The organism is Pseudomonas sp. lyk4-R2A-8 (genome assembly GCF_030209095.1).
In the GTDB taxonomy this organism is placed as follows: domain Bacteria; phylum Pseudomonadota; class Gammaproteobacteria; order Pseudomonadales; family Pseudomonadaceae; genus Aquipseudomonas; species Aquipseudomonas quebecensis.
On the sequence record NZ_JARVSS010000017.1, the window covers coordinates 125208 to 150397 of the forward strand.

Sequence of the window (25190 nt, forward strand, 5' to 3'; positions counted from 1 at the left end):
CTTCAATGTCGTGTCGCCGTTCACCCAGAAGGTTCGACTACCCAGAGTTTCCTCCCCCCATGCCCCTGCTCGACAGCCCCTTCGCCCAGCTCGATCTGATCCGCCAGCCCGAGCAGCACAACGACCCGCTGCAAGCCTTCGATGCCGCCGACGAATACCTGCTCAACCATCTGGCGGCACAGCAGCCGAACGTCAGCACCCGCGTGCTGGTGCTCAACGACAGCTTCGGCGCCCTGGCGGCCAGCCTTGAAGGCCGGGTGCAGGTGACGTCCAGCGGCGACTCGTTCCTGGCGGCCCAGGGCCTGGAGAAAAACCTGGTGCGCAACGCCAAGGCTTTCGATGCCGTGCCGTTCATTCCCGCAAGCGAGGTGCCCACCGGGCCGTTCGACCGCGTGCTGATCCGCGTGCCCAAAACCCTGGCGCTATTGGAAGAACAACTGATACGCCTGCAGGGCCGACTGGCACCCGGCGCCGAAGTGATCGCCGGGGCGATGGTCAAGCACTTGCCACGCGCGGCCGGGGACCTGCTGGAACGCTATATCGGGCCGATGCACGCCTCTCTGGCGGTCAAGAAAGCCCGACTGCTGATCGCCGCCGTGGCCGAGCGCCCTGTCGCCGCTTCGCCCTATCCGACGCGTTACACCCTGGACACTCCCGCCCTTGAGTTGCTGAACCACGCCAACGTGTTCTGTCGCGAAGGCCTGGACATCGGCACCCGCGCGTTCCTGCCGCACCTGCCCACCGGCCTGAGCGATGCCCGCGTGGCGGACCTCGGCTGCGGCAACGGCGTGCTGGCGATTGCCAGCGCGCTGCACAACCCCGACGCGCACTACACCCTGGTGGACGAGTCCTACATGGCCGTGCAATCGGCCCGTGAAAACTGGCAGGCCGCGCTCGGTGAGCGTGCCGTGATCGTGCGCGCCGCCGATGGCCTGGCCGGGCAAGCGGCCCAATCGCTGGACGTGGTGCTGTGCAACCCGCCATTCCACCAGCAGCAGGTGGTCGGCGACTTCCTTGCCTGGCGCATGTTCCAGCAGGCTCGTGAGGCGTTGGTGGTGGGCGGTGCGCTGTATATCGTCGGCAACCGCCACCTGGGTTATCACAGCAAATTGGCGCGGCTGTTCCGCGGCGTCGAGCAGGTGGCGGCCACGCCCAAGTTCGTGATTCTCAAAGCCCGGAAATAAAAAAAGACCCCGCCCCTACAACGTAGAAACAGGGTCAAAAAACCGTGCCGCAAGGCAACGGGATGGGATGTCAGTGGGTGGTCAGGCCGGCCGCATTCATGAACATGCGCATCAGGCTGGCCACGACGAACAGTGCCAGCACGCTGCCGGTCCAAATCATCGCCAGCCACCCCAGGCGCCGCCACAGCGGTTGCTTTTCAGCCTGTTCGATCTCGTGCAACGAAGGCTTGCCGGACATGTCGCGCCCCTCCTAGTGGTAACCGTCTTCGTGGGTGACCTTGCCGCGGAACACGTAGTAGCTCCAGAAGGTGTAACCCAGGATGAATGGGATGATGAACAAGGTGCCCACCAGCATGAAGCCTTGGCTCTGCGGCGGTGCGGCGGCGTCCCAGATCGACACCGACGGCGGCACGATGTTCGGCCACAGGCTGATCCCCAGGCCGCTGTAGCCGAGGAAGATCAGCACCAGCGTCAGCAGGAACGGTGTGTAGTGCGCATTGCGCGCCACCGCGCGAATCAGCCCGTACATGGTCACCAGCACCAGCAGCGGCACCGGCAGGAACCAGAACAGATTAGGCAGGGTGAACCAGCGCGAGGCGATTTCCGCGTGCGAAAGCGGGGTCCACAGGCTGACGATGCCGATCACCGCCAGCACCACGAATGCCAACGGCCGCGCCAGGTTGTGCATCTGTTCCTGCAGCTTGCCTTCGGTCTTCATGATCAGCCAGGTGCAGCCGAGCAAGGCATACGCGACGATCAGCGCTACGCCGCAGAACAGCGTAAACGGCGTGAGCCAGTCCAGCGAACCGCCGGCGAACTGGCGATTGACCACCGGAATGCCGTCGATGAACGCCCCCAGCGCCACGCCCTGGAAGAACGTCGCCGCCAGCGAACCGCCGATGAAGGCCTTGTCCCACAGATGGCGCTTGTGGTCCTTGGCTTTGAAGCGGAACTCGAACGCCACGCCGCGAAAAATCAACCCCACCAGCATCAGGATCAGCGGCAGGTACAGCGCCGACAGCACCACCGAATAAGCCAGCGGGAAGGCGCCGTACAGCGCCGCCCCACCCAGCACCAGCCAGGTTTCATTGCCGTCCCAGACCGGCGCGACGGTGTTCATCATCACGTCACGGTCGACTTTGCCCGGAACAAACGGAAAGAGGATGCCGATGCCCAGGTCGAAGCCGTCCATCACCACGTACATCATGATGCCGAAGATGATGATCACGGCCCAGATCAGCGGAAGATCAATACCCATCTCAATTCCCCTTGTGCTGGATGTGGTCGTGGTCGTCGTCGGTGCCATCGTCGGCCGCCGACAACGGACGTGCCGGTGTGCGTTTCTGGCCGGGGCCGCCGTGGGTCGGTTCGGTGCTGTCGTGGGTCACAGGGCCTTTGCGCACCAGGCGCATCATGTAGCCCAGGCCCGCGCCGAACAGGGCGAAGTACACCACCACGAACAACACCAAGGTGATGGTCATCTGCGCCACGCTATGCCCGGAGGAGGCATCCGCCGTGCGCATCAGCCCATAGACCACCCAAGGCTGGCGCCCGATTTCGGTGGTGAACCAACCGGCGAGGATCGCGATCAGGCCGGACGGGCCCATCCACAACGCCAGGTACAGGAACGGTCTGGAGGTATACATCCGGTCGCCCCGGCGCAGCCACAGGCTGAACAGACCGGTAAAGATCATCAGGAACCCCAACCCGACCATGACCCGGAAGGACCAGAACACCACGGTCGAATTCGGTCGGTCTTGCGGCGCGAACTCCTTGAGTGCAGGCACCTGTTTATCCAGGGAATGGGTCAGGATCAGGCTGCCCAGGTAGGGAATCTCTACGGCGTACTTGGTTTTTTCCGCCTGCATGTCGGGCCAGCCGAACAGGATCAGCGGCGTCGCCTCATTGCCTTTATTTTCCCAGTGACCTTCGATCGCGGCGATCTTCGCCGGCTGGTGCTCCAGGGTATTGAGCCCGTGGAAGTCGCCGATTACCGCCTGGACAGGCGCCACAATCAGCGCCATCCACATCGCCATGGAGAGCATTTTGCGGATCGCCGGGTTGTCCTTGCCGCGCAGCAAGTGCCAGGCCGCCGAGGAGCCGACGAAGAATGCGGTCGCCACGAAGGCCGCCGTGGCCATGTGCATCAAGCGATAGGGGAATGAAGGGTTGAAGATTACTGCCAGCCAGTCGGTGGGGATCACGCGGCCGTCGATGATTTCAAAGCCCTGGGGCGTCTGCATCCAGCTGTTGGACGCCAGGATCCAGAAGGTGGAGATCAGCGTACCCACGGCCACCATTACCGTGGAGAAGAAGTGCAGCTTGCGCCCCACCTTGTTCCAGCCGAACAGCATCACGCCAAGAAAACCGGCCTCGAGGAAGAACGCCGTGAGCACTTCATACGTCAGCAAGGGGCCGGTGACGGCGCCGGCGAAATCCGAGAAGCGGCTCCAGTTGGTGCCGAACTGGTAGGCCATGACCAACCCCGAGACCACGCCCATGCCGAAGTTGACGGCAAAGATCTTCGACCAGAAATGGTAAAGGTCACGGTAGGTATCGTTATGGGTCTTGAGCCAGAGCCCTTCCAGCACCGCAAGGTAACTGGCCAGGCCGATGGTAATCGCCGGGAACAGGATGTGAAATGAGACGGTGAACGCAAATTGAATTCGGGCGAGATCTAACGCCTCCAAACCGAACATAAGTCTTCCTCTGTCAGGTAATACCGGCTGCTGGCGGGAGCCTGCACCCACTGCCCCCACGGATATGGAGTGTGGCGAATTTCAATTCGTTTCTTTTTTTGGCCAACCACGTAGGGAATCCGGCCTTGCGGCCCGCCAGGACAAATCATGGGATGGATTTGATCTGGATCAATTACAGCTCAAAGAGTAGTCCCATTTTTGCTGTCCAGTTGTGTGGTCGATTGACGCGTGACAGGCTGCCTCACCCCGGTTCTCGCAACTATTTGTTACAGCTTGATGCTAATCTCGCCCTTCCCTCCGGCCTTGATCTGAATTCCCGATGCCTAGTGAACCTGCGTTGCTGTTGCGTCACCACCGCCCCTTCATAGCGTTCTGGCTGGCGCGGATCTTTACCGCAAGTGGCTTCCAGATGCTGACCGTGGCCATCGGCTGGAACCTTTACCAACTGACCGGCAATGTGCTGGACCTGGGTTTGGTCGGCCTGGTGGAGTTTGTACCCCGCGTGCTGTTCATGCTGCACACCGGGCATGTAGCCGACCGTTATGAGCGACGCAAGGTCGCTGCCATTTGCCAGACCGTACAGGCGCTGATTGCGCTGTCCCTGGCCATCGGCGGCCTGACCGGCAACGTAACCCGCGAGATGATCTTTATCCTCGCCTTCCTGCTCGGGGCTGCGCGGTCTTTTGAAATGCCCACCACCCAGGCACTGCTCCCCAGCATCGTGCCCAGCGCGCTGTTCCCGCGTGCCGTGGCGTCGTCGCAGTCCGCCCAGCAACTGGCCACCATCGTCGCACCTGCCTTGGGTGGTTTGCTCTACGCGTTCGGCAGCGTGTGGGTGTATGGCCCCACCGTGGTGTTGTACCTGATCGCCTGCGCGCTGACCCTCAACCTGCCTGCCCGCCAGACGCCGCTGAACAAAGGCAAGGCCACCTTGGATTCGCTGCTGGCCGGCATCCGTTTTATCCGCAGTCGCCCTGACATCCTGGGGGCCATTTCCCTGGACTTGTTCGCGGTGCTGCTGGGCGGCGCCACCGCGCTGCTGCCGGTGTTCGCCAAGGACATCCTGCTGACCGGCCCCTGGGGCCTGGGCCTGTTGCGCTCGGCACCGGCGGTAGGGGCGTTGTTGATGTCGTTGTGGCTGGCGCGCTTCTCGGTGGACCGCCACGTCGGCCGCGTGATGTTCACCGCCGTCGGCGTATTCGGCGTGGCGACCATCGCTTTCGGCCTGTCCACCTCGTTCTGGTTTTCCCTGGCGGTATTGGTGGTGCTGGGCGCGGCGGACATGATCAGCATGGTCATCCGTGCGTCCTTCGTGCAGTTGGAAACGCCGGATGAAATGCGCGGGCGCGTCAGTGCCGTCAACGGCCTGTTTATCGGCGCGTCGAATCAATTGGGCGAATTCGAATCCGGCATCACCGCCCACTGGTTCGGCACCGTGCCCGCCGTGGTGATGGGCGGGATCGGGACTCTGGTGGTCACCGGGGTGTGGATCAAACTGTTCCCCACCCTGGCCAACCGTGATCGCATGCATGTGCCGGTGGAAGAACCGGTCTCGAAACCCACCGCATAGGCGCTGTGGCGATAAGGTCCATGTGGGAGAGGGCCTGCCCTCGATGGCGGCGTAACAGTCGAAGCATCCATTGACTGAAACACCGCCACTGGGGGGCTGGCCCCCTCTCACATTTGGATAGGCAGTGTTTTAAAGCACCTTGTCCAAGGTAATCGGGAAGTCCCGCACCCGCTTGCCGGTGGCGTGGTACACCGCATTGGCCACTGCCGCCGCGACGCCGACGATGCCGATTTCGCCGACGCCCTTGGACCCCAGCGCGTTGACGATCTCGTCGTGTTCTTCGACGAATACCACATCAATCTCACCAATATCGGCGTTCACCGGGATGTGGTACTCGGCCAGGCTATGGTTCATGTAGCGGCCCAGCTGATGGTCGATCTGGGTTTCTTCATGCAGGGCCATGCCGATACCCCATACCACGCCGCCGAGGATCTGGCTGCGGGCCATCTTCGGATTGACCACGCGCCCGGCGGCAATCGCGCTGACCACGCGGCTGACCTTGATAGTGCCGAGGTCCTCATCCACCCGTACTTCGACGAACACCGCCGAATGGGTCGCCGTGGCATAACCTTCGCGTTTTTTGTCCGGCTCGCTGTCGACCTGCACCTCCAGGACGTCTTCACCGCTGTCCTTGACCAACTGCGCCAACGACACGCTTACGTCGCCCGTGTGCAACCGACCGTCCTCGAAGCGCACCGACTCGGCATCCTTGAACACCGGATAAGTCTGCCGGGCCACGCTCAGCAGTTTGGCGGTCAACGCTTCGCAGGCCTGTTGCACGGCGGTGCCCACCGAGGAAACAGTGAACGAACCGCCCTGCAACGGCGCGGTGGGCAGCGATGAGTCGCCTAGCACGAAGCGCACGTCTTCCACCGCCACGCCGCTGGCCTGGGCGGCGATCTGGGTCATCACCGTGTAGGTGCCGGTGCCGATATCGGTGGTGGCGCTGCTCACCACCAGCTTACCCTCGGCATCGATACGCGCCTTGGCGCTGGCCTTCATTTGCATGGCTTCCCATACGCCGCCCGCCATGCCCCAGCCGATCAGCTGACGGCCGTCGCGCATGCTGCGCGGTTCCGGATTGCGCTGGCTCCAGCCAAAGCGCTCGGCGCCTTCGGCATAACACTCGCGCAGCGCTTTGCTCGACCACGGTTTGTCTTCGTTCTGGTTGCGCTCGGCGTAGTTGATCAGGCGCAGTTGCACCGGGTCGATGGCCAGGGCGCAGGCCAGTTCGTCCATGGCGCACTCCAGGCCGATCACCCCGAGGGCGGCGCCGGGTGCGCGCATGTCCAGCGGCGTGAACACATCCAGCGGCACCAACTTATAGGTCAATTGCACGTTGTCGCAGTGATAGAGCATGCCGCTCCACTCCACCACGTGTTCACTGAAGTCCTCGAAGCGCGAGGTCTGGCCGATCGCCGTGTGCCCCAGCGCCAGCAGGCGACCATTGGCGGCGGCGCCCATTTGCAAGCGCTGCAACGTGCGCGGGCGGTAGCCGAAGGTGAACATCTGCTGACGTGTCAGGGTCACGCGCACCGAACGCTTGAGCGCCAGCGACGCCATCACCGCCAGGGGCAATTGGTACTGCGGACGCAGGCCGGAACCAAAGGCACCGCCGACAAACGCGGCAAACACCCGCACCTGGCTTTTATCCAGGCCAAACACTTTTTGCACATAGGCCTGGCAGTTCTGCGGGCCCTGGGTTTTGTCATGGATATGCAGCGTGCCATCCGCCTGGTACAGCACGGTGCTGGCGTGGGGTTCCATGGGGTTGTGATGTTCGATGGGGGTGCTGTAGTGCACGTCCAGGCTCACGGCGGCAGCGGTCCACTCGGCCTGGAAATTCCCGCGCGGGGCCGGCGGTGTCTGTGGCGACGGATGGGCCTGGGCCTGCTGGGCGAGCAGGTCGGTTTCGAACTCATCGCGCTCGTATTCGATCTGCACCAGGGAGCCGGCATGTCGCGCCAGCTCCAGGTTGTCGGCGATCACCAGGGCCAGGGGCTGGCCGCTGTACAGCACGCGGTCGTTGTACAGCGGGCGAAACGGCGAGCCATCGGCGGCATCGGCGTCGGCAAACGCGTCGTCATAGCTGGCCAACCGAGGCCGGTTGGTGTGATCGAGCACCATGACCACACCCGGCAGCGCCAGGGCCCTGGACGCATCGATACGAACCACGCGGCCCTTGGCGATAGTGCTGGACACCACGCTGCCATGCAGCAGGTCGTGTTCGGGGAACTCGCCGGCATAGCGCGCCTGGCCGGTGACTTTAAGCAGACCGTCGACACGGTCCAGAGGTTTTCCGACGGCACTCATGGGCGTTCTCCTGCAACAGCGGCATCGCTCAGGGCGCGGATAATTGCGCGCCGTGCCAGCTTGACCTTGAAAGCGTTGTGTTCCAGCGGCTCGGCGTCCTGCAACATCGCATCGGCGGCGAGGCTGAAGGTTTCGCGGCTGACAGCCTGCCCGATCAATCCCGCCTCCACCGCGCGGTCGCGCCAGGGTTTATGGGCCACGCCGCCCAGAGCCAGGCGCGCGTCGACGATCACATCGCCGTCCAACTCCAGAGCGGCGGCCACCGACACCAACGCGAAGGCGTAGGACGCACGGTCGCGGATCTTCAGATAATGGCTGTGCCGCGCCAGGTGGTCGGCGGGCAATTCAATGGCGGTGATCAGTTCATCGTCGGCCAGTTGGTTATCCCGTTGCGGCGCATCACCGGGCAGGCGGTGGAAATCGGCGAACTCGATGACTCGCGCACCGCCGCGCCCATGCACATGCACCCGCGCTTCCAGCGCCGCCAGGGCTACGCACATGTCAGACGGATGGGTCGCCACGCAGTGTTCACTGGCACCGAGGATCGCATGGATGCGATTCAAGCCGGTGCGCGCCGGGCAACCGCTGCCGGGTTCGCGTTTATTGCAGGGCACGCTGGCGTCGTAGAAGTAATAGCAACGGGTGCGCTGCAGCAGGTTGCCACCGGTGCTGGCCATATTGCGCAACTGCGGCGAGGCACCGGCAAGGATGGCCTGGGACAGCAACGGGTAACGCTGTTCAATCAAGGGGTGCCAGGCCAGATCAGCGTTGCTGACCAGCGCGCCAATGCGCACGCCGCCTTCGGCCGTGGGTTCGACGCCGTGCAACGGCAGGCCGGTGATATCGATCAGGTGCTCGGGGCGGCTGATGTTTTCTTTCATCAGGTCCAGCAGGTTGGTACCGCCGGCGATAAAGCGCGACGCGGCACTGCTCAGGTGCACGGCTTCGTGCACGTCGGCCGGTTTGCTGTACTGGAACGGGTTCATTGCTCACCTCCCGCATTGCGGCAGGCCGGCAGGGCCTCTTCAATCGCATCGCGAATGTTGCTGTAGGCGCCGCAGCGGCACAGGTTACCGCTCATCAGTTCCTGGATTTGCGCGCTGTCGTGGGCACGGCCTTCATTGGCCAGGCCGACGGCGGAGCAGATCTGCCCAGGCGTGCAGTAACCGCATTGGAAGGCATCGTGCTTGATGAAGGCTTGCTGCATGGGGTGCAGTTGATCGCCATTGGCCAGGCCTTCCACGGTGGTCAGTTCAGCACCGTCGCACATCACCGCCAGCGTCAGGCAAGCGTTCACGCGTTTGCCGTCGCGTAACACGGTGCAGGCGCCGCATTGGCCGTGGTCGCAGCCTTTTTTGCTGCCCACCAGGTCCAGTTGTTCGCGTAGCAGGTCCAACAGCGTGGTCCAGGGCAACACGTCCAGTTGGCGGGCCTGCCCATTGAGGGTCAGGCGTATCGAATGGCGGGCAAACGGCTGGGCCGCCGCGCCTTGGGGGGTTGCGCTCATAAACACCTCACGGGTTGGTCTGCATCCGCGGCGTTCAGGAAAATCGCCGTCTCAGGGGTACGACTTCCCGGGGTTTTGAGCGTTCAAGAGAATTGATCAGCGGATATTGAGCTGGGTCTTCAAGGTGTTTCGCGGGGGGTTGATCGAAGAGTTGCTGTATTCAAACCAGCCCTGGGCCTGCACATCCAGATCAAATACATAGATGTAGCCCATCAGCGTGCCCGCGCCGTTGCACGCCTGGCTGATGTTGCCGACCTGGCACACCGGCGTGCGCTGGCCATTCAATACCGCGCCATTGAACAGGCCGACCGGGTTATTGCCCAGGCCCACCTCCATCACCGACACCTTGGTGGGCCCACGGTGCGTGCACATCTGCGTGGAGGTGACGCGTTCGGGGATGGTTTCCTCGCAGCGCGACGACTCGACCTTGAACACGCGCACCTCGCTCAAGGCCGGTGCAGTCGCGCCCCATGCCGGTGCCGCGCCGAGCCACAGGCTCAGAGCGGCGATCAGGGCTAGACTCCACGCGTTGGCTTTTTTCATGCTGTCGATGACCGTGAATTGAACGTCGGCGCAGTATGCCTCAAGCCCATGCGCCACACAGCCTCGGCTGCTGGTATGATGCGCCGCTTTTTCCGATCCTCTCTGGAACCACAGGCGCTTGGCGCAGTTTGTGCTTTGACTTAGAGGTCAACAAATCACGACGCAAAATAGCGTCACAGGGAGCCGGCATGCTGGAAAAGCTGTTTCAACTCAAGGCACACAACACCAACGTGCGCACCGAGATCCTCGCGGGCATCACGACATTCCTGGCCATGGCCTACATCCTGTTCGTGAACCCGAGCATCCTCGGCGAAACCGGCATGGACAAAGGTGCGGTGTTTGTCGCGACCTGTCTGGCGGCCGCCATCGGTTCGACCGTGATGGGCCTGATCGCCAACTACCCCATCGCGCTCGCGCCGGGCATGGGCCTCAATGCCTTCTTTACCTACACCGTGGTCCTGCACATGGGCCACACCTGGCAAGTGGCACTGGGGGCAGTGTTTATTTCGGCGGTGCTGTTTTTCCTGCTGTCGATCTTTCGCATCCGTGAGTGGATCATCAACGCCATCCCCCTGCCCCTGCGTTCAGCGATTGCGGCCGGTATCGGCCTGTTCCTGGCGCTGATTGCCTTGCACAACGCGCAGATCGTGGTCAGTAACCCGGCCACCATGGTGGGCCTGGGCGACCTGACAAAAGCCGCCCCCATCCTCGCCACCCTCGGTTTCGTACTGATCGTCGCGCTGGAAGCCCTGGCCGTGCGTGGTGCGGTGCTGATCGGCATTCTGGCGGTCACCATTGCTTCCATCGTACTGGGCGTTACCCCGTTCGGCGGCGTGACCTCAATGCCACCGTCCCTGGCACCGACCTTCCTGCAACTGGATATCAAGGGCGCGCTGGATATCGGCCTGGTCAGCGTGATCTTTGCCTTCCTGTTCGTTGACCTGTTCGACAACTCCGGCACCCTGATCGGCGTTGCCAAGCGCGCCGGCCTGATGAGCAAGGACGGCCACATGCCGAAAATGGGGCGTGCGCTGATCGCCGACAGCACCGCGGCCATGGCCGGTTCGCTGCTGGGCACCTCGACCACCACCAGTTATATCGAGTCCGCCGCGGGCGTGAGCGCCGGTGGCCGCACCGGTTTGACCGCCATCGTGGTCGCGATCCTGTTCCTGCTCGCACTGTTCTTCTCGCCGCTGGCCGCCAGCGTTCCGGCTTTTGCCACCGCACCGGCGCTGCTGTTCGTCGCCGTGCTGATGACCCAGGGCCTGGCCGAAATCGACTGGGATGACATTACCGTTGCAGCGCCGGTGGTGATCACCGCCCTGGCGATGCCCTTCACTTACTCCATCGCCAACGGCATCGCCTTCGGTTTCATCGCCTGGACCGCCATCAAGCTGCTTTCGGGCCGCTACCGTGAGCTGAACCCGGCGCTGGTGATTCTGTCGATCCTGTTCGTGATCAAGCTGGGCTGGTTCAACGCATGACTTTTGACGCCGCACGCTACACCGCTCAATTGCAAGACAAGGTCACGCGCCTGCGTGACCTGCTCGCTCCGTTCGATGCGCCCGAGCCGCAGGTGTTTGACTCGCCGCTGCAGCACTTCCGCCTGCGCGCGGAATTCCGCCTGTGGCGCGAGGGCGGTGAACGCCACTACGCGATGTTTTCCCAGGATGACAAGCGCACGCCGATCCTGATCGAAGACTTCCCCATCGCCAGCGCTCGCATCAACCAACTGATGCCGCAGCTCAAGGCCGCCTGGCAAGCCAGCGCCGCCCTGAGCCACAAACTGTTCCAGGTGGAGTTCCTCACCACCCTGGCCGGCGATGCGATGATCACCCTGTGCTATCACCGCCCGCTGGACGAGCACTGGCATGCCGCCGCCAACCAGCTCGCCGCGGACCTGAACGTGAGCATCATCGGTCGCTCCAAGGGCAAGCGCGATGTGATCGGCCACGACTACGTGGTGGAGAAACTCGACGTCGGCGGCCGCACCTTCAGCTATCGCCAACCCGAAGGCGCGTTCACCCAGCCCAACGGCACGGTGAACCAGAAGATGCTCAACTGGGCCTACGACGCGTTGGGCGATCGTGCGGATGACTTGCTGGAGCTGTACTGCGGCAACGGCAACTTCACCCTGCCCCTGGCGACCCGTGTGCGCAAGGTGCTGGCCACTGAGATCAGCAAGACCTCGGTCAACGCAGCCCTGAGCAACCTCGATGAAAACGCCGTGGCTAACGTCACCCTCGTGCGCCTGTCCGCTGAAGAACTGACCGAAGCGCTCAACGAAGTTCGCCCGTTCCGCCGCCTGCAGGGAATCGATCTGAAGAGCTACGAATTCGGCAGCGTTTTCGTCGACCCGCCGCGTGCCGGCATGGACCCGGACACCTGCGAACTGACCCGGCGGTTCGACACTATCCTGTACATCTCCTGCAACCCGGAGACGTTGGCGGCGAACATTGCGCAACTGCATGATACGCACCGTATTACCCGGTGTGCGCTGTTTGATCAGTTTCCGTGGACGCACCATATGGAATCGGGTGTGTTGTTGACCCGACGCTAAACGTGCTGTTGTCCCATGCACGGCCGCCCGAGCCATTGGCTAAGCGGCCGCGCAGTGGGCTTGCAGCGCGTTGCTCGCATTAACGGTTCGATAATCGAACACATGCCGCGCTGGCAATTGACCAAATTAACCATCCAGTACATTTTATCTCCACAACCAACAAGAACTGTGGAGATACCCCCTCATGCCGCCCATCGTGCTGGTGCTCAACGGCCCCAACCTCAACCTGCTCGGCAGCCGCGAGCCTGCTACGTACGGGCATGAAACCCTGGCCGACATTGCCGCGTTGTGCGGCCGTAGCGCGGAACAGTTCGGACTGAAGATCGAATTTCGCCAGACCAACCACGAAGGCGAGCTGCTGGACTGGGTCCACGGCGCCCGTGCGCGTTGCGCCGGCATCGTGATCAATCCAGCGGCCTGGACCCATACCTCGGTGGCGATCCGTGATGCACTGGTGGCCAGTGAAGTGCCGGTGGTCGAAGTGCATTTATCCAACGTGCATGCGCGTGAGGCGTTTCGTCATCACTCGTTCGTGTCGCCCATCGCCAGAGCGGTATTGGCCGGTTTCGGCAGCCACGGCTACCACCTGGCCCTGGAACATTTCAGCCATCTGTTGAAAGGACGTGCCTGATGAAGCCACGCATTCTTGCCGGCCTGATCGGCGCCGGCATCCAGGCCTCCCGCACGCCCGCTTTGCACGAACAGGAAGGCGACGCCCAAGGCCTGCGCTACCTGTATCAACTGATCGACCTCGATGCCCTGGGCCTGGACGCCAAGGCCCTGCCCGAGCTCCTACGCGCCGCCGAGCTGATGCACTTTACCGGGCTGAACATTACCTACCCATGCAAACAGGCGATTCTGCCGCTGCTGGATGACTTGTCCGACGAGGCCCGAGGCATCGGCGCGGTGAATACCGTGGTGTTCGAAGACGGCAAACGCATCGGCCACAACACCGATTGCCTGGGGTTTGCCGAAGGTTTGCGGCGCAATCTCAGTGACGTGCCGCGCCAGCGTGTGGTGCAGATGGGCGCCGGTGGTGCGGGCGCGGCAGTCGCGCATGCACTGCTGGCTGAAGGGGTGGAGCAGCTGAGTGTTTTCGATGTGGACGCCGGCCGCGCCCGCGACCTTGTGGATAACCTCGCACAGCGTTTCGGCAGCGGCCGCGCTCAAGCCGGCGCAGACCTGGAGAACGCCGTGGCCGAAGCCGATGGCCTGGTTAACACCACGCCGATGGGTATGGCCAAACTCCCCGGTACACCGGTGCCGGCGGCGCTTTTGCGCGCTCAGCTGTGGGTAGCGGAAATCGTCTACTTCCCGCTGGAAACCCAACTGCTACGGGATGCACGCGCCCTGGGGTGTCGCACCCTGGACGGCGGCAATATGGCGGTGTTCCAGGCGGTAAAAGCATTTGAATTATTCAGCGGTGAAGTGCCGGATGCGCAACGCATGCTGACGCACTTCAACAGCATGAATACCTGACTGACGAAGCCAGATCAAAATGTGGAAGGGACTTGCCCCCTCCACCTGGCAGGCATTCCAACCTGAGCCTTCAGGCTTGCAGGTAGCGCATCACCGAGTCGCAGAGCATCTCGCGGTGGCGCTGTTTAACCGCCTCATCCGACAGTTCGATCTGAAAGATCTCACTGAACGTATGGCGGTTGGACACCCGGTAAAAACTGAATGAGTTGATCAGCAGGTGCACATCCAGCGGCTCCAGGCCTTCGCGGAACAGGCCCATTTCGGCACCTCGGCGCAAGGTAGTGCCCAGGGCTTCGAGGATGTTGCTGTTCATGGCCTTGATCGAGTCCGAGCGCTTCACATATTCAGCGTTGTGGATATTTTCGATGCTGACGATGCGCACGAAATCCACGTTCTGATCGTGGTGATCAAAGGTGAATTCCACCAGCCGACGGATCGCTTCACGCGGTTCCAGCGCCGTGAGGTTCATGCGGGTTTCGGTATTGCGGATATCGCCGTAGAGCTTCTCCAGCACCTCGACGTACAGCTGCTCCTTGCTGCCGAAGTAGTAGTAGATCATGCGTTTGGAAGTGTGGATGCGTTCGGCGATGGCGTCCACGCGCGCGCCGGAAAGGCCCTGCTGGACAAACTCCACAATGGCTTCCTGCAGTATGTTTTCGCGGGTCTTTTCCGGGTTGTTCTTACGACTCTTGCGCGGTGCTTCTGGCACTGCGGGGAGTTCGGGACTCGACGTCATGGTGCTCACGGCCATTGTTGTTAGGCAGGCCGCGATTATGGGCCGGGCCGCTCCCCGAAGGAAGCACCCGGCCATGGCTTACAGGCGTGCCTGGCGCACCGCGCCGCTGCGCGACTTGGCCATCGCCGCCAGGCGTACCGCCACGTTGGCCGCGCCGTAGCCCACGTAACCGTTTTTGCGTTGGATGATTTCGAAGAAAAACCGCCCTTCGAACGGCTCGGTGTAGACGTGAAACAACTCACCGCCCTGAGCGTCGCGGTCGTACAGCACGTTGTAGTACGCCAGCTCGCTGAGGAACTCCTCATCAAAATCAAAGCGCGCCGCCAGGTCGTCGTAATAATTGAGCGGGATATCCAGCAGCGGCACACCGGCCTCTTTGGCCCGGCGTACCTCGGCGAAAATATCCGCACAGTCGAAGGCAATGTGATGCACCCCCGAGCCCCGATAGCTCGATAGCGCGTGGGAAATGGCCGTGTTGCGGTTCTCGGAAATATTCAGCGGCAGGCGAATCGAGCTGCAACGGCTGCGCAATGCGCGGCTTTTCACCAGGCCGTAGGGGTCGGGCAGCACCACTTCGTCATCGGCTTCGAAATCCAGCAGACTCTTGTAGAACAGTACCCAACTGTCGAGGCTGTCAGCCGGCAGGGCCATTGCCATATGGTCGATGCGCAGCAGGCCGCCGCCACAAGCCGTGTTCGCTTGCAGGTTGAAATCGGTGTCGTAGAGCCCGCCTTCGCTGGCGTCCACCAGGTAAATCAGGCTGCCGTCCGGCGCGCGCACCGCCGCCAGCTCCAGTTCGTTCGGCCCGACCAGGCCACGATAAGGCTGGCCTTTAAAGGCGACCGCGCGCTCCAACGCCTTGGCGCTGTCCTTGACCCGCAACGCCGTGGCGCACAGCGAAGGCCCGTGGGCTTCGAAAAAGTTATGGGCGAAGGAATACGGCTCGCAATTGAGGATCAGGTTGATCTCACCCTGGCGCAGCAGGCTGACGGCCTTGGAACGGTGCTGCCCGGCCTTGACGAAGCCAAGCCGCTCCAGCCAGTGGGAGAGCTTGGCGCCGAGGCTTTCATCCACGGCAAATTCGAGGAACTCGATGCCGTCGTACTCGCTGGCAGGCGGCGTTTCGAACAGGATATCCACCGGCGCGGCCGACTGTTCCTCGGCCAGGCGCTGGCGTGTTTTTTCCTCCAGGTACAGCAGCGAGCGCAACCCATCGGCGGCATTGGCGCGGGTCGGCGCGGCGCGGAAACCATCGTTGAAGATTTCCAGGGACAGCGGCCCGGTGTAACCACTTTTGATAATCGGCGCCAGAAACCCGGCCAGGTCGAATTCGCCCTGCCCCGGGAAGCAGCGGAAATGCCGGCTCCATTCCAGCACATCCATGGCCAGGATGGGCGCATCGGCCATTTGCACGAAGAAGATCTTGTCGCCGGGGATCTGCGCGATGGCGCTTGGGTCGCCCTTGAGCGACAGGGTATGGAAGCTGTCGAGCAGCACGCCCAGGCTCGGATGATCGACTTGACGCACCAGGTTCCACACCTGCTGCCAGGTGTTCACATGCTTGCCCCAGGCCAGGGCTTCATAACCAATGCGCAAGCCACGTTTGCCGGCGTGCTCGGCCAGCAGGCTCAAGTCATCCAGCAGAATGGATTCGTCGCCCACACAATCGGCCGAGGCATTGCTGCACACCAGCACCAGATCGGTGCCCAGTTCCTGCATCAGATCGAATTTACGCTCGGCCCGCTCCAGGTTGCGCGCCAGGCGCTCGCGACGGCAGCCTTCAAAGTCGCGAAACGGCTGGAACAAGGTGATGGCAATGCCGAGGTCGGCGCACATCTGCCGCACTTCCCGCGGGCTGCCGTCGTAATACAACAAGTCATTCTCGAAGATTTCCACCCCATCGAACCCGGCGGCGGCAATGGCGTCGAGCTTTTCCGGCAGGGTGCCGCTCAAGGAAACGGTAGCGATGGAACGTTGCATGGAAACTCCCCGCATTGGTTGTTTGTGGCAAATTATTCGCCCCCCGCCTACCGGCAGCAAATAAAATGTACGAACCGGTTAGTTTTTCGGGCGATTATCGAACACTATGCCGTGCAGCGAATTGACGATTTTTTAGGCGCTGCGCACCATCGATCACGCAACAAACGTTCACAAAAGACCCAGAACACACCATAAAAATTTCAAAAAACGGGTACGACCTCATGCCTTTGCAAAACTCCGTCCTGGCCGAGCGCCCAGGCATGCCGCACGCCGGCATCGGCAGCAAGATCCGCGGCGCCCTGGCCGTGGGCAAAACCCGCTGGGGCATGCTGGCCCTGGTGTTCTTCGCCACCACCCTGAACTACATCGACCGCGCCGCCCTGGGGGTAATGCAGCCGATCCTGGCCAAGGAAATGAGCTGGACGGCGATGGACTACGCCAACATCAACTTCTGGTTCCAGGTCGGCTACGCCATCGGGTTTGTGCTGCAGGGTCGCTTGATCGACCGCGTTGGCGTGAAACGCGTGTTCTTCTTCGCGGTATTGCTGTGGAGCCTGGCCACCGGCGCCCACGGCCTGGCCACCTCGGCCGTCGGCTTTATGGTCTGCCGCTTTATCCTCGGCCTGACCGAAGCCGCCAACTACCCGGCCTGCGTCAAGACCACCCGCCTGTGGTTCCCCGCCGGCGAGCGCGCAGTGGCCACTGGTATTTTCAATGCCGGCACCAACGTCGGCGCGATGATGACACCGATGCTGCTGCCGCTGATCCTGCACGTATGGGGCTGGCAGGCGGCGTTCCTGTGCATGTCGGCGCTGGGCGGCATCTGGCTGGTGTGCTGGGGCCTGAAGTACTACAACCCCGAAGAGCATCCGACGGTTAAACAATCCGAATTGGACTACGTACAACAACAAGCCGAACCGGAACAACCGCGCGTGCCCTTCACCCGTATCCTGCGCATGCGCGGCACCTGGGCCTTTGCCCTGGCCTATTCGCTGACCGCGCCGGTGTTCTGGTTCTACCTGTACTGGCTGCCACCGTTCCTGAACCAGCAATACAACCTGGGCATCAACGTGACGCAGATGGGCATCCCACTGATCATTATTTATCTGACAGCCGACTTCGGCAGCGTGGGTGGGGGGATTCTCTCTTCGTTCCTGATCGGCCGAGGGATGAACTCGATCAAGGCGCGGCTGCTGTCGATGCTACTGTTCGCCTGCTGCATCGTCGGCGTGATCATGGCGGCCGGCTCCAGCCAGCTGTGGGTGGCGGTGTTCGCCATCTCCCTGGCCATCGGTGCGCACCAGGCCTGGACCGCGAATATCTGGAGCCTGGTGATGGACTACACGCCCAAGCACATGATGAGCACGGTATTCGGCTTCGGCGGCATGTGCGCGGCCATCGGCGGCATGTTCATGACCCAGATCGTCGGCCATATCCTGACCGTGACCCACAACAACTACACCGTATTGTTCACTCTGATCCCGGCGATGTACTTCATTGCGCTGACTTGGATGTACTTCATGGCACCGCGCAAGATTCCCACCGTCGAGGTATGAATCACCGCCGCCGCTGCTGCCAGGCGGCGGCCAACCCGCTCATGCAGATCACCCCGATGCCGACCACTGTGGTCATGTCGGGGGTATGGGCAAACACCAGCCAGCCCAGCAACCCCGCGAACACGATCTGGCAATAGCCGAACGGCGCCAGCAAGGCAGGCGCCGCAAAGCGGAACGCCTGGGTCAGCATCAAGTGCGCCGTCATGCCACAGGTGCCCAGGGCCAGCATCATCACGCCGTGCCACAGGGTCGGCACCTGCCAGAAGAACGGCACCAGCGCACTCATCACCAGGGTATTGCACAACCCGGCAAAAAAGTTGCTGGTGGTGGGGGTGTCGTACTGGCTGAGGATGCGCGTCAGCAGTTGGTAAAAGCAGAAGAACATCGCTGAACACAACGGCAGCAGCACCGCCGGCGTGAACAGTTCACCGCCTGGGTGGATGATCACCAGCACGCCGATAAACCCGCAGATCACCGCCAGCCACTGGCCACGTGTCACATGCTCACCCAGCAGCGGCACCGACAGCGCAGTCACCAGGATCGGTGCAAGGAAGTTCACCGCCGTGGCCTCTGCCAGCGGGATGTAATGCAGCGCGGTGGTAAAGAACAGACTGGTGCCCAACAGGCACAAGGCCCGCACCACCTGCATCCCCGGTCGCTTACTGCGCAGCACGCGCAAACCCGATTGCGGCAGGAAGATCCCGGCCATCAGCACGGTATGCACCACGTACCGTGCCCACACCACCATCACGATCGGATAGAACCCGGCCAGGTATTTGGACAACGCGTCGTGGCTGGAAAACAGAAAGGTCGCCACCACAATCAGCAGGATGCCTTTGAACGGATGGTTGACGCCGGAAAGCGGGGTACTGACAGTCATGGAATTCTCTTGCGTGGCGGGCTTAACGCTGAGCACTGAACGAGGCCGCGCTCAACCCGGTAATCTAGCAGGCGGGCCGCAGCCTGCCCCAAGAGCATAACCAAACACCGGGCGAACAGCGCACTAAATCATGGGAATCGAGTCCAACCCTGCACGTTGCCTTCCAGCTGCACATTTTTTAATCAAGGCCTTGCCGCTATGAAAAAAACCTTCTTTATTCTTTCCACCCTCGCCTTGCTCGCCGCCTGCAACCAGGAGGCCAGGCAAGCGCCCAAACCCGCGCCCGCGTCGGTGCAAGCCACGCTGGTACCGCAGACTCCACCGACCGATAAATGGGTCGGCAAGTGGGTCGGCGTCGAAGGCCTGCACCTGACCATCGCCAAGGACGACAGCATTGGCCGCGGTCACTATCTTCTTACCATGCAGTACGGCCTCGACGCCGATGACAGCGGCACCTTCAAGGGTGAAGCGGCCGAAGACGGGATCGCCTTCAACCGCCCGGACGGTCCGCAGTTGCTGCGCGCCGGTGATGGCGCGGCAACCGGTCTCAAGTGGCTGGCGGACAAGAAAGACTGCCTGGTTGTGGTGACCGGCGAAGGGTATTGCCGCGATTAACGGCCATACTCATCTCAATATTTTGTAGGACCGTTCATCAAGAGGATTGCCCCATGCTATGGAAAAAAGGCCGACGCAGCGACAACGTGGTGGATGCCCGCGATGACAGTGGCGGCGGCGGGATGCGCTTCGGCGGCGGCAAGGGCCTGAGCCTCACGGCGATTGTGCTGATCGTCGGTATCGGCTGGTTGACCGGCCAGGACCCGATGCAGATTCTCGGCCAGTTGACCGGTCAGATGGAGCAGGCACCGTCGGTCAGCACCCAGCCGCGTCAGGCACCGCCGGCCAACGATGAGCAGGCCGATTTCGTCCGCGCGGTGCTGGGCGACACCGAGGACACCTGGGGCCAGGTGTTCAAGGAAAACGGCAAGACCTACCAGAACCCCAAGCTGATTCTGTTCCGTGGCCGGGTCAATTCCGCCTGCGGTGGCGCCACATCGGCGAGCGGTCCGTTTTATTGCCCGGCCGACCAGCAGGTGTACCTGGACCTGGACTTCTTCCGGGAAATGTCCCAACGCTTCCAGGCCGCCGGCGATTTCGCCCAGGCCTATGTGATCGCCCACGAAGTCGGGCACCACGTGCAGACATTGCTCCGCATCTCGGCGAAGATCCAGGACGCACGCCAGCAAGGCATGCAGATGCAGGGCGATGGCGGCCTGCTGGTGCGCCAGGAACTGCAGGCCGACTGTTTTGCCGGCGTGTGGGCCAACCGCGCACAAAAACGCTTGAACTGGCTGGAACCGGGCGACATCGAAGAGGCCCTGAATGCGGCCAACGCCATCGGCGATGACCGTTTGCAACAGCAAGGCCAGGGCCGCGTGGTGCCGGACTCGTTCACCCATGGCACCTCCGCGCAGCGGGTGCGCTGGTTCAAGACCGGCTTCGCCCAAGGCCAGATCAGCCAGTGCGACACCTTTAACGCCAAGAGCCTTTAAATGAATAAACGATCGGGATTGCTGCTGGGTATGTGGCTGGCCTGCTCTACCGCCGGGGCCGTCGAGCATGGGGTCAAGGTAGTCAGCCCCGATCGTTTCCAGCTGGAGGCCGGTGCCTTAAGCCTTGGTGTAAGCCAGGACTGGCGCCAGCCGCTGCCACATGTCACCCGCGTGCTGATCGTCGTGCACGGTCGCCTGCGCAATGCGCAGACCTATCTGCACAGCGCCGAAGCCGCCGCCGAACAGGCGGGCCAGGCCGATACGACGCTGGTGATCGCCCCGCAGTTTCTCAACGAGGCCGATGCGCAGCGCAATCACTTGGACAACACGGTGCTGCGCTGGCAAGGCAATGACTGGATGGCCGGCGAGCCGTCGGTGGGGGCCGATCACGTCAGCTCCTTCAGCGCGCTGGACCAACTGATCCAGCATTTGGGCGATCGCCGGTTGTTCCCGGCACTCAAGGACATCGTGATCGCCGGTCATTCCGGCGGTGGCCAGGTGGTACAGCGCTTTGCCCTCCTCGGCGACGATCATCCGACCTTGCATCACGAAGGCATCCGCCTGCGTTATGTGGTGGCCAATCCATCGTCCTACGCCTACTTCAGCCCGCAACGGCCCGTGCCGTTCGACGCGGCGGCCTGCCCTGGTTTCGACGACTGGAAGTACGGCCTGCAAAAACTGCCGGCGTACGCCAACGGCCAAAGCGCCGCGCAACTTGAGCAAACCTACGTGTCACGCAGCATCACGTATCTGCTCGGCCAACAAGACACCAACCCCAACCACCCCGCGCTGGATAAAAGCTGCGAGGCCGAGGCCCAGGGCGCCTATCGGCTGATTCGCGGGCACAACTATTTTGACTACCTCAAGCAACGCCATCCGCAGCTGCGCCAGGAACTGGTGGAAGTGCCAGGGGTGGGGCATAACGGCGATGGGATGCTCAGATCGCCCGAAGGCCAGAAAGTACTGTTTCCCCAGCTTTAACTGAACAAAACAGGCGCAACCTGTGGGAAGCGGCTAGCACCCGATAGCCATAGGTATCCACGCAACCCTCACAGGCTGAAATAACTCTGTGGTGAACTCGGCTGTTTGTAGTGAGCCGGGCTTGTTGTGGTGACCTTGGCTTGCTGTGATGACCTTGGCTTGCTGTGATGACCTGGCCTTGTTGTGGTGACCTAGACTTGTTGTGGTGAGCGGGCTTGCCCCGCGCTGGGCTGCGAAGCAGCCCCATTCCAGGCGATGTGGTTTCAACTGACACTCCGAGGTGCCTGAGTTTGGGGCCGCTTCGCAGCCCAGCGCGGGGCAAGCCCGCTCACCACAAGAGCTTCATGTACTGACGTGATGTTTTCACTGAAGATAGGTAGATACCCATGCCCCGATAGCGGTGGGTCAGGCACCCAGCTGTTGCTGACTCACCGTCATCGGGGTAAGTCGAACCGTCACACCGCCCCTCCCACCTTTGATAGTCATTGCCTGGGCTGGATCATCCGGTGCAGTGCCGCGCAGTCTGCGGCATGCCAGTCCGCCAACTCGGGCCACGGGTTCTCCGGCAGGTTTACCAGCACGGTCCGGGTTCCCGCCGCACGGCCGCAATCGAGGTCGAAGCGGTAATCCCCGACCATCACCATTTCATCGGGCGATACCTGCCACGCCGCCGCCAATTTCAACAAACCACCCGGTTGCGGCTTGGGCGGCGCGTCTTCGCGGCCCAGCACGTCTTCCACGGCGAAGCAGTCGGCCAGGCCGATGGCCTGCAACGTGACATGGGCCAGCTCCCGCGCGTTGCGGGTCAGGATGCCCAGGCGATACCCGCGTGCGGACAACTCGCGCACCAGTTCCACCGCACCGTCGGCCGCCACCGAGCCCAGCGCCAGTTCACGCTCGTGCTCCAGCAACCAGGCATGCTTGGCCGCCGCCACCTCGGCGGGCAGTGCCGCCAGGTGGGTGAGAATATCGTCTTCGGGCGGGATCTCCAGCGCCACGCGGATCGCCGCAAAATCATGCACGGCCACCGTCAGGGTGCCATCCATGTCGAACACCCAGTGCTTAACGTCCGCCAGGCTCATGCCCAATCCTTGCGATGGCGGATCAGGCCTTCCTGGGTCACCGACGCCACCAGTTGCCCGGCGCGGTTGTACACGCTGCCACGGGAGAACCCCCGAGAGTTGCCGGCCCACGGGCTGTCCATGGCGTAGAGCAGCCAATCGTCGGCGCGCAGGTCGGCGTGGAACCACAGTGCGTGGTCGAGGCTGGCGACCTGCATGTCTTTCTGCCATACGGTCTTGCCATGGGGCAGCAATGAGGTGGTCAGCAGGCCGAAGTCGGAGGCGTAGGCGAGCAGGTATTTATGCAGCGCCGGCGCATCGGCCAGGGCGCCGTCGGCACGAAACCACACGTACTTGACCGGGTCGGACGGCTGGGGGTTGTACGGGTCTTTTTCGGTGACCGGGCGCACTTCGATCGGTTTGGCGCACAGCAGCTTGTCGCGCATGGGTTCGGGGATCAGGTGCGCGCGCTGGCGCGTCAGCTCCAGCTCCGATGGCAGATTCTCCGGGCCGACCACTACCGGCATGGTGGTCTGGTGCTCAAAGCCGACTTCGTCGTATTGGAACGAGGCGCTGCAGGTAAAAATCGGCTGGCCCTTCTGGATCGCCGTGACACGGCGCGTGCTGAAGCTGCCGCCGTCGCGCACGCGGTCCACCGAGTACACCACCGGCAGCGCCGCATCGCCGGGGCGCAGAAAGTAACCGTGCAGGGAATGCACATGCCGCGCTTCTTCGACGGTCTGGCTGGCCGCCGACAACGACTGCCCGAGCACCTGGCCACCGAACAACTGGCGAAAACCCAGGTCCTGGCTGCGGCCGCGAAAGAGGTTTTCCTCGATCGGCTCCAGGGTCAGCAGGTCCACCAGATCTTCCAATACTTGGCTCATAGAGCAACTCCTAAAAACGATAGGGCATTCCGGGCTGCTTATCCGTGCAGCGTGTCCAACCATTGGGCGCGGGTGATGCGGTACAAAACATGATGACGCAGCGGGTCGTCGGCTGCGACTTTGGGGTGTTCAAAATCGGCCTGCGGATCGTAATGCATACCGATGGCCTGCATGACTTTTTGTGAAGGCAGATTGGCTTCGGTGGTGAAGGCAACGATTTCATCCAGCTGCAAGCGGTCGAAACCACAACGCAAGGCGGCCCAGGCGGCCTCACTGGCGTAACCCAGGCCCCAATGCTCGCGCGCCAGGCGCCAGCCAATTTCCACCGCCGGGGTGAAGCCGGTTTCAAAGCTGACGTTCTGCAACCCGGTGAAGCCGATGAATTCGCCGCTGTCCTTGCGCTGCAAGGCCCAGAAACCGAAGCCGTATTCGGCGAAATGGCCACGGATGCGCCCGATCAAGGCGGCGCTTTCCAGGTGGCTCAGCCGGGCCGGGAAATAGCGCATCACCTGAGGGTCGTCGCACATGCTCGCAAATGCCTTGAGGTCTTTGTCGCGCCACTGGCGCAGCACCAGCCGCGCGCTTTCCAATTCCAGTATCGGCTCCATGGGGCCCCTCCCTTGCCATGTGCGTGAGTGTACAGCGCTGTTAAGATCAGTCGCAGATTCCCGTCAGAAAATTCCATGCCATTGCCACTGATCTACCACGATGACTACAGCCCGGAGTTCCCGGCGGACCACCGGTTCCCGATGGACAAATTCCGCCTGCTGCGTGACCACCTGGTGGCCAGCGGCCTGACCAAGGACAGCCAACTGCTGCGCCCGTCATTGTGCCCGCCGCAGATTCTGGCCCTGGCCCATGAACCTGGGTATATCGAACGCTACATGAGCGGCGAGTTGTCCCGCGAAGACCAACGGCGCCTCGGCCTGCCCTGGAGCGAAGCCCTGGCCCGGCGCACGGTGCGAGCGGTGGGCGGTTCGATCCTGGCCGCCGAGCAAGCATTGGAGCACGGCCTGGCCTGCCATCTGGCGGGCGGCACCCACCATGCCCATTACGATTACCCGGCAGGCTTTTGCATTTTCAATGACCTGGCGGTAATCAGCCGTTACCTGCTGGAAAGCGGCCGGGTCGACCGCGTGCTGATCTTCGATTGCGACGTGCACCAGGGCGACGGCACTGCGCGCATCCTGCACGACACCCCGGAAGCGATCACCGTGTCGCTGCACTGCGAAAAAAACTTCCCCGCGCGCAAGGCCCACAGCGACTGGGACATCCCACTGCCCATGGGCATGGGCGATGCCGACTATCTCAAAGTGGTCGATGACGCCCTCAACTACCTGTTGCCGCTGTATCAGCCCGACCTGGTGCTGTACGACGCCGGCGTAGATGTGCATAAGGATGACGCCCTCGGTTACCTCAAGCTGACAGACCAAGGCCTGGCCGACCGCGATGAACGCGTGATGCGTCACTGTCTGGGCCGCGACATTCCGGTGATGGGCGTGATCGGCGGCGGCTACAGCAAAGACCGCACGGCCCTGGCCCGCCGCCACGGCATCCTGCACCACAGCGCGCAGCGGGTGTGGACGTCATCAGGTTGTCATTGATTTGTGAGCGTTACCCACAATGGCTGTGGAACGGCCTGTGGATAACTTGAGCGTAAGCGGCTGAGAGCCAGTCTCTGCATAGCCTGTAGGAAGCTGTACA

Annotated in this window: 24 protein-coding genes; 11 read left to right on the plus strand and 13 right to left on the minus strand. The window is 62.4% G+C overall.

Translation table 11 applies throughout. From position 1 onward, the window contains the following. Nucleotides 1–59 precede the first annotated feature (59 nt). Nucleotides 60–1184, plus strand: coding sequence for a methyltransferase (locus QRN10_RS18095; RefSeq protein ID WP_285428828.1), 1125 nt, complete (start codon nucleotides 60–62; stop codon nucleotides 1182–1184). Between the two features lie 70 nt (nucleotides 1185–1254). Here QRN10_RS18095 and QRN10_RS18100 read toward each other — a convergent pair whose 3' ends face one another. The 3 genes from QRN10_RS18100 to QRN10_RS18110 are packed head-to-tail and all read right to left on the minus strand — an operon-like array spanning nucleotide 1255 to nucleotide 3883. Beyond that, entirely contained in the window at nucleotides 1255–1422 is a 168-nt protein-coding gene (locus QRN10_RS18100; RefSeq protein WP_010206690.1) for a DUF2474 domain-containing protein, read from the minus strand. Between the two features lie 12 nt (nucleotides 1423–1434). After that, nucleotides 1435–2442 carry a cytochrome d ubiquinol oxidase subunit II gene (gene cydB / locus QRN10_RS18105; RefSeq protein ID WP_181079789.1) on the minus strand — a complete coding sequence of 336 codons (1008 nt, stop codon included), beginning with the start codon at nucleotides 2440–2442 and terminating at the stop codon, nucleotides 1435–1437. A 1-nt stretch (nucleotide 2443) separates the two neighbouring features. Next, nucleotides 2444–3883, minus strand: coding sequence for a cytochrome ubiquinol oxidase subunit I (locus tag QRN10_RS18110; RefSeq protein WP_253509498.1), 1440 nt, complete (start codon nucleotides 3881–3883; stop codon nucleotides 2444–2446). A 319-nt stretch (nucleotides 3884–4202) separates the two neighbouring features. Between QRN10_RS18110 and QRN10_RS18115 the strand changes: the two genes are divergently transcribed. Continuing rightward, nucleotides 4203–5453: an MFS transporter gene (locus QRN10_RS18115; RefSeq protein ID WP_181079791.1), complete on the plus strand. Its 1251-nt coding sequence runs from the start codon at nucleotides 4203–4205 to the stop codon at nucleotides 5451–5453. Nucleotides 5454–5582: 129 nt separating this feature from the next. Here the strand turns inward: QRN10_RS18115 and QRN10_RS18120 are convergent, their stop codons facing one another. From QRN10_RS18120 to QRN10_RS18135, 4 genes are all read right to left on the minus strand, one after another. Further along, nucleotides 5583–7766: a xanthine dehydrogenase family protein molybdopterin-binding subunit gene (locus tag QRN10_RS18120; protein ID WP_285428829.1), complete on the minus strand. Its 2184-nt coding sequence runs from the start codon at nucleotides 7764–7766 to the stop codon at nucleotides 5583–5585. Continuing rightward, the gene (locus tag QRN10_RS18125) at nucleotides 7763–8752 is read right to left on the minus strand and encodes an FAD binding domain-containing protein (protein WP_266246860.1); all 990 of its coding nucleotides are present in this window, start codon (nucleotides 8750–8752) and stop codon (nucleotides 7763–7765) included. The genes QRN10_RS18120 and QRN10_RS18125 overlap by 4 nt, the downstream gene beginning before the upstream one ends. Beyond that, the gene (locus QRN10_RS18130; RefSeq protein WP_253509506.1) at nucleotides 8749–9273 is read right to left on the minus strand and encodes a (2Fe-2S)-binding protein; all 525 of its coding nucleotides are present in this window, start codon (nucleotides 9271–9273) and stop codon (nucleotides 8749–8751) included. The genes QRN10_RS18125 and QRN10_RS18130 overlap by 4 nt, the downstream gene beginning before the upstream one ends. Nucleotides 9274–9369: 96 nt before the next feature. After that, nucleotides 9370–9816 carry a DUF4879 domain-containing protein gene (locus tag QRN10_RS18135; RefSeq protein ID WP_181079794.1) on the minus strand — a complete coding sequence of 149 codons (447 nt, stop codon included), beginning with the start codon at nucleotides 9814–9816 and terminating at the stop codon, nucleotides 9370–9372. 188 nt (nucleotides 9817–10004) lie between these two features. Here QRN10_RS18135 and QRN10_RS18140 point away from each other — a divergent pair, with 188 nt between their 5' ends. The 4 genes from QRN10_RS18140 (at nucleotide 10005) to QRN10_RS18155 (ending at nucleotide 13855) form a co-directional block, all read left to right on the plus strand. Continuing rightward, entirely contained in the window at nucleotides 10005–11300 is a 1296-nt protein-coding gene (locus tag QRN10_RS18140; protein WP_017528884.1) for an NCS2 family permease, read from the plus strand. Further along, nucleotides 11297–12376 (plus strand): tRNA (uridine(54)-C5)-methyltransferase TrmA, encoded by a 1080-nt coding sequence (trmA, locus tag QRN10_RS18145; protein ID WP_266246867.1) that lies wholly within the window; start codon nucleotides 11297–11299, stop codon nucleotides 12374–12376. The genes QRN10_RS18140 and trmA overlap by 4 nt, the downstream gene beginning before the upstream one ends. A gap of 184 nt (nucleotides 12377–12560) precedes the next feature. Then, complete coding sequence (gene aroQ, locus QRN10_RS18150; protein ID WP_285428830.1) at nucleotides 12561–13007, plus strand: type II 3-dehydroquinate dehydratase; 447 nt, start codon at nucleotides 12561–12563, stop codon at nucleotides 13005–13007. Next, entirely contained in the window at nucleotides 13007–13855 is an 849-nt protein-coding gene (locus QRN10_RS18155) for a shikimate dehydrogenase (RefSeq protein WP_502941433.1), read from the plus strand. Before aroQ ends, QRN10_RS18155 begins: the two co-directional genes overlap by 1 nt. Nucleotides 13856–13925: 70 nt before the next feature. Here QRN10_RS18155 and QRN10_RS18160 read toward each other — a convergent pair whose 3' ends face one another. Together QRN10_RS18160 and quiC are read right to left on the minus strand one after the other, a co-directional pair. Then, nucleotides 13926–14591 (minus strand): TetR/AcrR family transcriptional regulator, encoded by a 666-nt coding sequence (locus QRN10_RS18160; RefSeq protein WP_181079797.1) that lies wholly within the window; start codon nucleotides 14589–14591, stop codon nucleotides 13926–13928. Between the two features lie 78 nt (nucleotides 14592–14669). Next, nucleotides 14670–16571 carry a 3-dehydroshikimate dehydratase QuiC gene (gene quiC / locus QRN10_RS18165; RefSeq protein WP_253509512.1) on the minus strand — a complete coding sequence of 634 codons (1902 nt, stop codon included), beginning with the start codon at nucleotides 16569–16571 and terminating at the stop codon, nucleotides 14670–14672. 221 nt (nucleotides 16572–16792) lie between these two features. On the opposite strand from quiC, the gene QRN10_RS18170 reads away from it, so the two are divergent. Further along, the gene (locus QRN10_RS18170; protein ID WP_502941434.1) at nucleotides 16793–18127 is read left to right on the plus strand and encodes an MFS transporter; all 1335 of its coding nucleotides are present in this window, start codon (nucleotides 16793–16795) and stop codon (nucleotides 18125–18127) included. Between the two features lies 1 nt (nucleotide 18128). Here QRN10_RS18170 and QRN10_RS18175 read toward each other — a convergent pair whose 3' ends face one another. Beyond that, on the minus strand, nucleotides 18129–19007 hold the full coding sequence (locus QRN10_RS18175; protein WP_034139389.1) for a DMT family transporter: 879 nt from the start codon (nucleotides 19005–19007) through the stop codon (nucleotides 18129–18131). Nucleotides 19008–19205: 198 nt separating this feature from the next. On the opposite strand from QRN10_RS18175, the gene QRN10_RS18180 reads away from it, so the two are divergent. The 3 genes from QRN10_RS18180 to QRN10_RS18190 are packed head-to-tail and all read left to right on the plus strand — an operon-like array spanning nucleotide 19206 to nucleotide 21538. Further along, entirely contained in the window at nucleotides 19206–19622 is a 417-nt protein-coding gene (locus tag QRN10_RS18180) for a membrane lipoprotein lipid attachment site-containing protein (protein WP_266246875.1), read from the plus strand. A 53-nt stretch (nucleotides 19623–19675) separates the two neighbouring features. Continuing rightward, complete coding sequence (gene ypfJ / locus QRN10_RS18185) at nucleotides 19676–20557, plus strand: KPN_02809 family neutral zinc metallopeptidase (RefSeq protein WP_285428831.1); 882 nt, start codon at nucleotides 19676–19678, stop codon at nucleotides 20555–20557. Further along, nucleotides 20558–21538: an alpha/beta hydrolase gene (locus QRN10_RS18190; protein WP_285428833.1), complete on the plus strand. Its 981-nt coding sequence runs from the start codon at nucleotides 20558–20560 to the stop codon at nucleotides 21536–21538. It begins immediately after the preceding gene. Nucleotides 21539–22020: 482 nt separating this feature from the next. Here QRN10_RS18190 and QRN10_RS18195 read toward each other — a convergent pair whose 3' ends face one another. From QRN10_RS18195 to QRN10_RS18205, 3 genes are read right to left on the minus strand one after another with little or no spacing between them, the layout of a single operon-like run. Continuing rightward, nucleotides 22021–22620 carry an HAD family hydrolase gene (locus QRN10_RS18195; protein ID WP_181079803.1) on the minus strand — a complete coding sequence of 200 codons (600 nt, stop codon included), beginning with the start codon at nucleotides 22618–22620 and terminating at the stop codon, nucleotides 22021–22023. Next, nucleotides 22617–23486 (minus strand): acyl-CoA thioesterase II, encoded by an 870-nt coding sequence (tesB, locus tag QRN10_RS18200; protein WP_181079804.1) that lies wholly within the window; start codon nucleotides 23484–23486, stop codon nucleotides 22617–22619. The genes QRN10_RS18195 and tesB overlap by 4 nt, the downstream gene beginning before the upstream one ends. A gap of 38 nt (nucleotides 23487–23524) precedes the next feature. Further along, nucleotides 23525–24094 carry a GNAT family N-acetyltransferase gene (locus tag QRN10_RS18205; RefSeq protein WP_181079805.1) on the minus strand — a complete coding sequence of 190 codons (570 nt, stop codon included), beginning with the start codon at nucleotides 24092–24094 and terminating at the stop codon, nucleotides 23525–23527. A 75-nt stretch (nucleotides 24095–24169) separates the two neighbouring features. On the opposite strand from QRN10_RS18205, the gene QRN10_RS18210 reads away from it, so the two are divergent. Next, nucleotides 24170–25090 carry a histone deacetylase family protein gene (locus tag QRN10_RS18210; protein WP_181079806.1) on the plus strand — a complete coding sequence of 307 codons (921 nt, stop codon included), beginning with the start codon at nucleotides 24170–24172 and terminating at the stop codon, nucleotides 25088–25090. Nucleotides 25091–25190 lie beyond the last annotated feature (100 nt).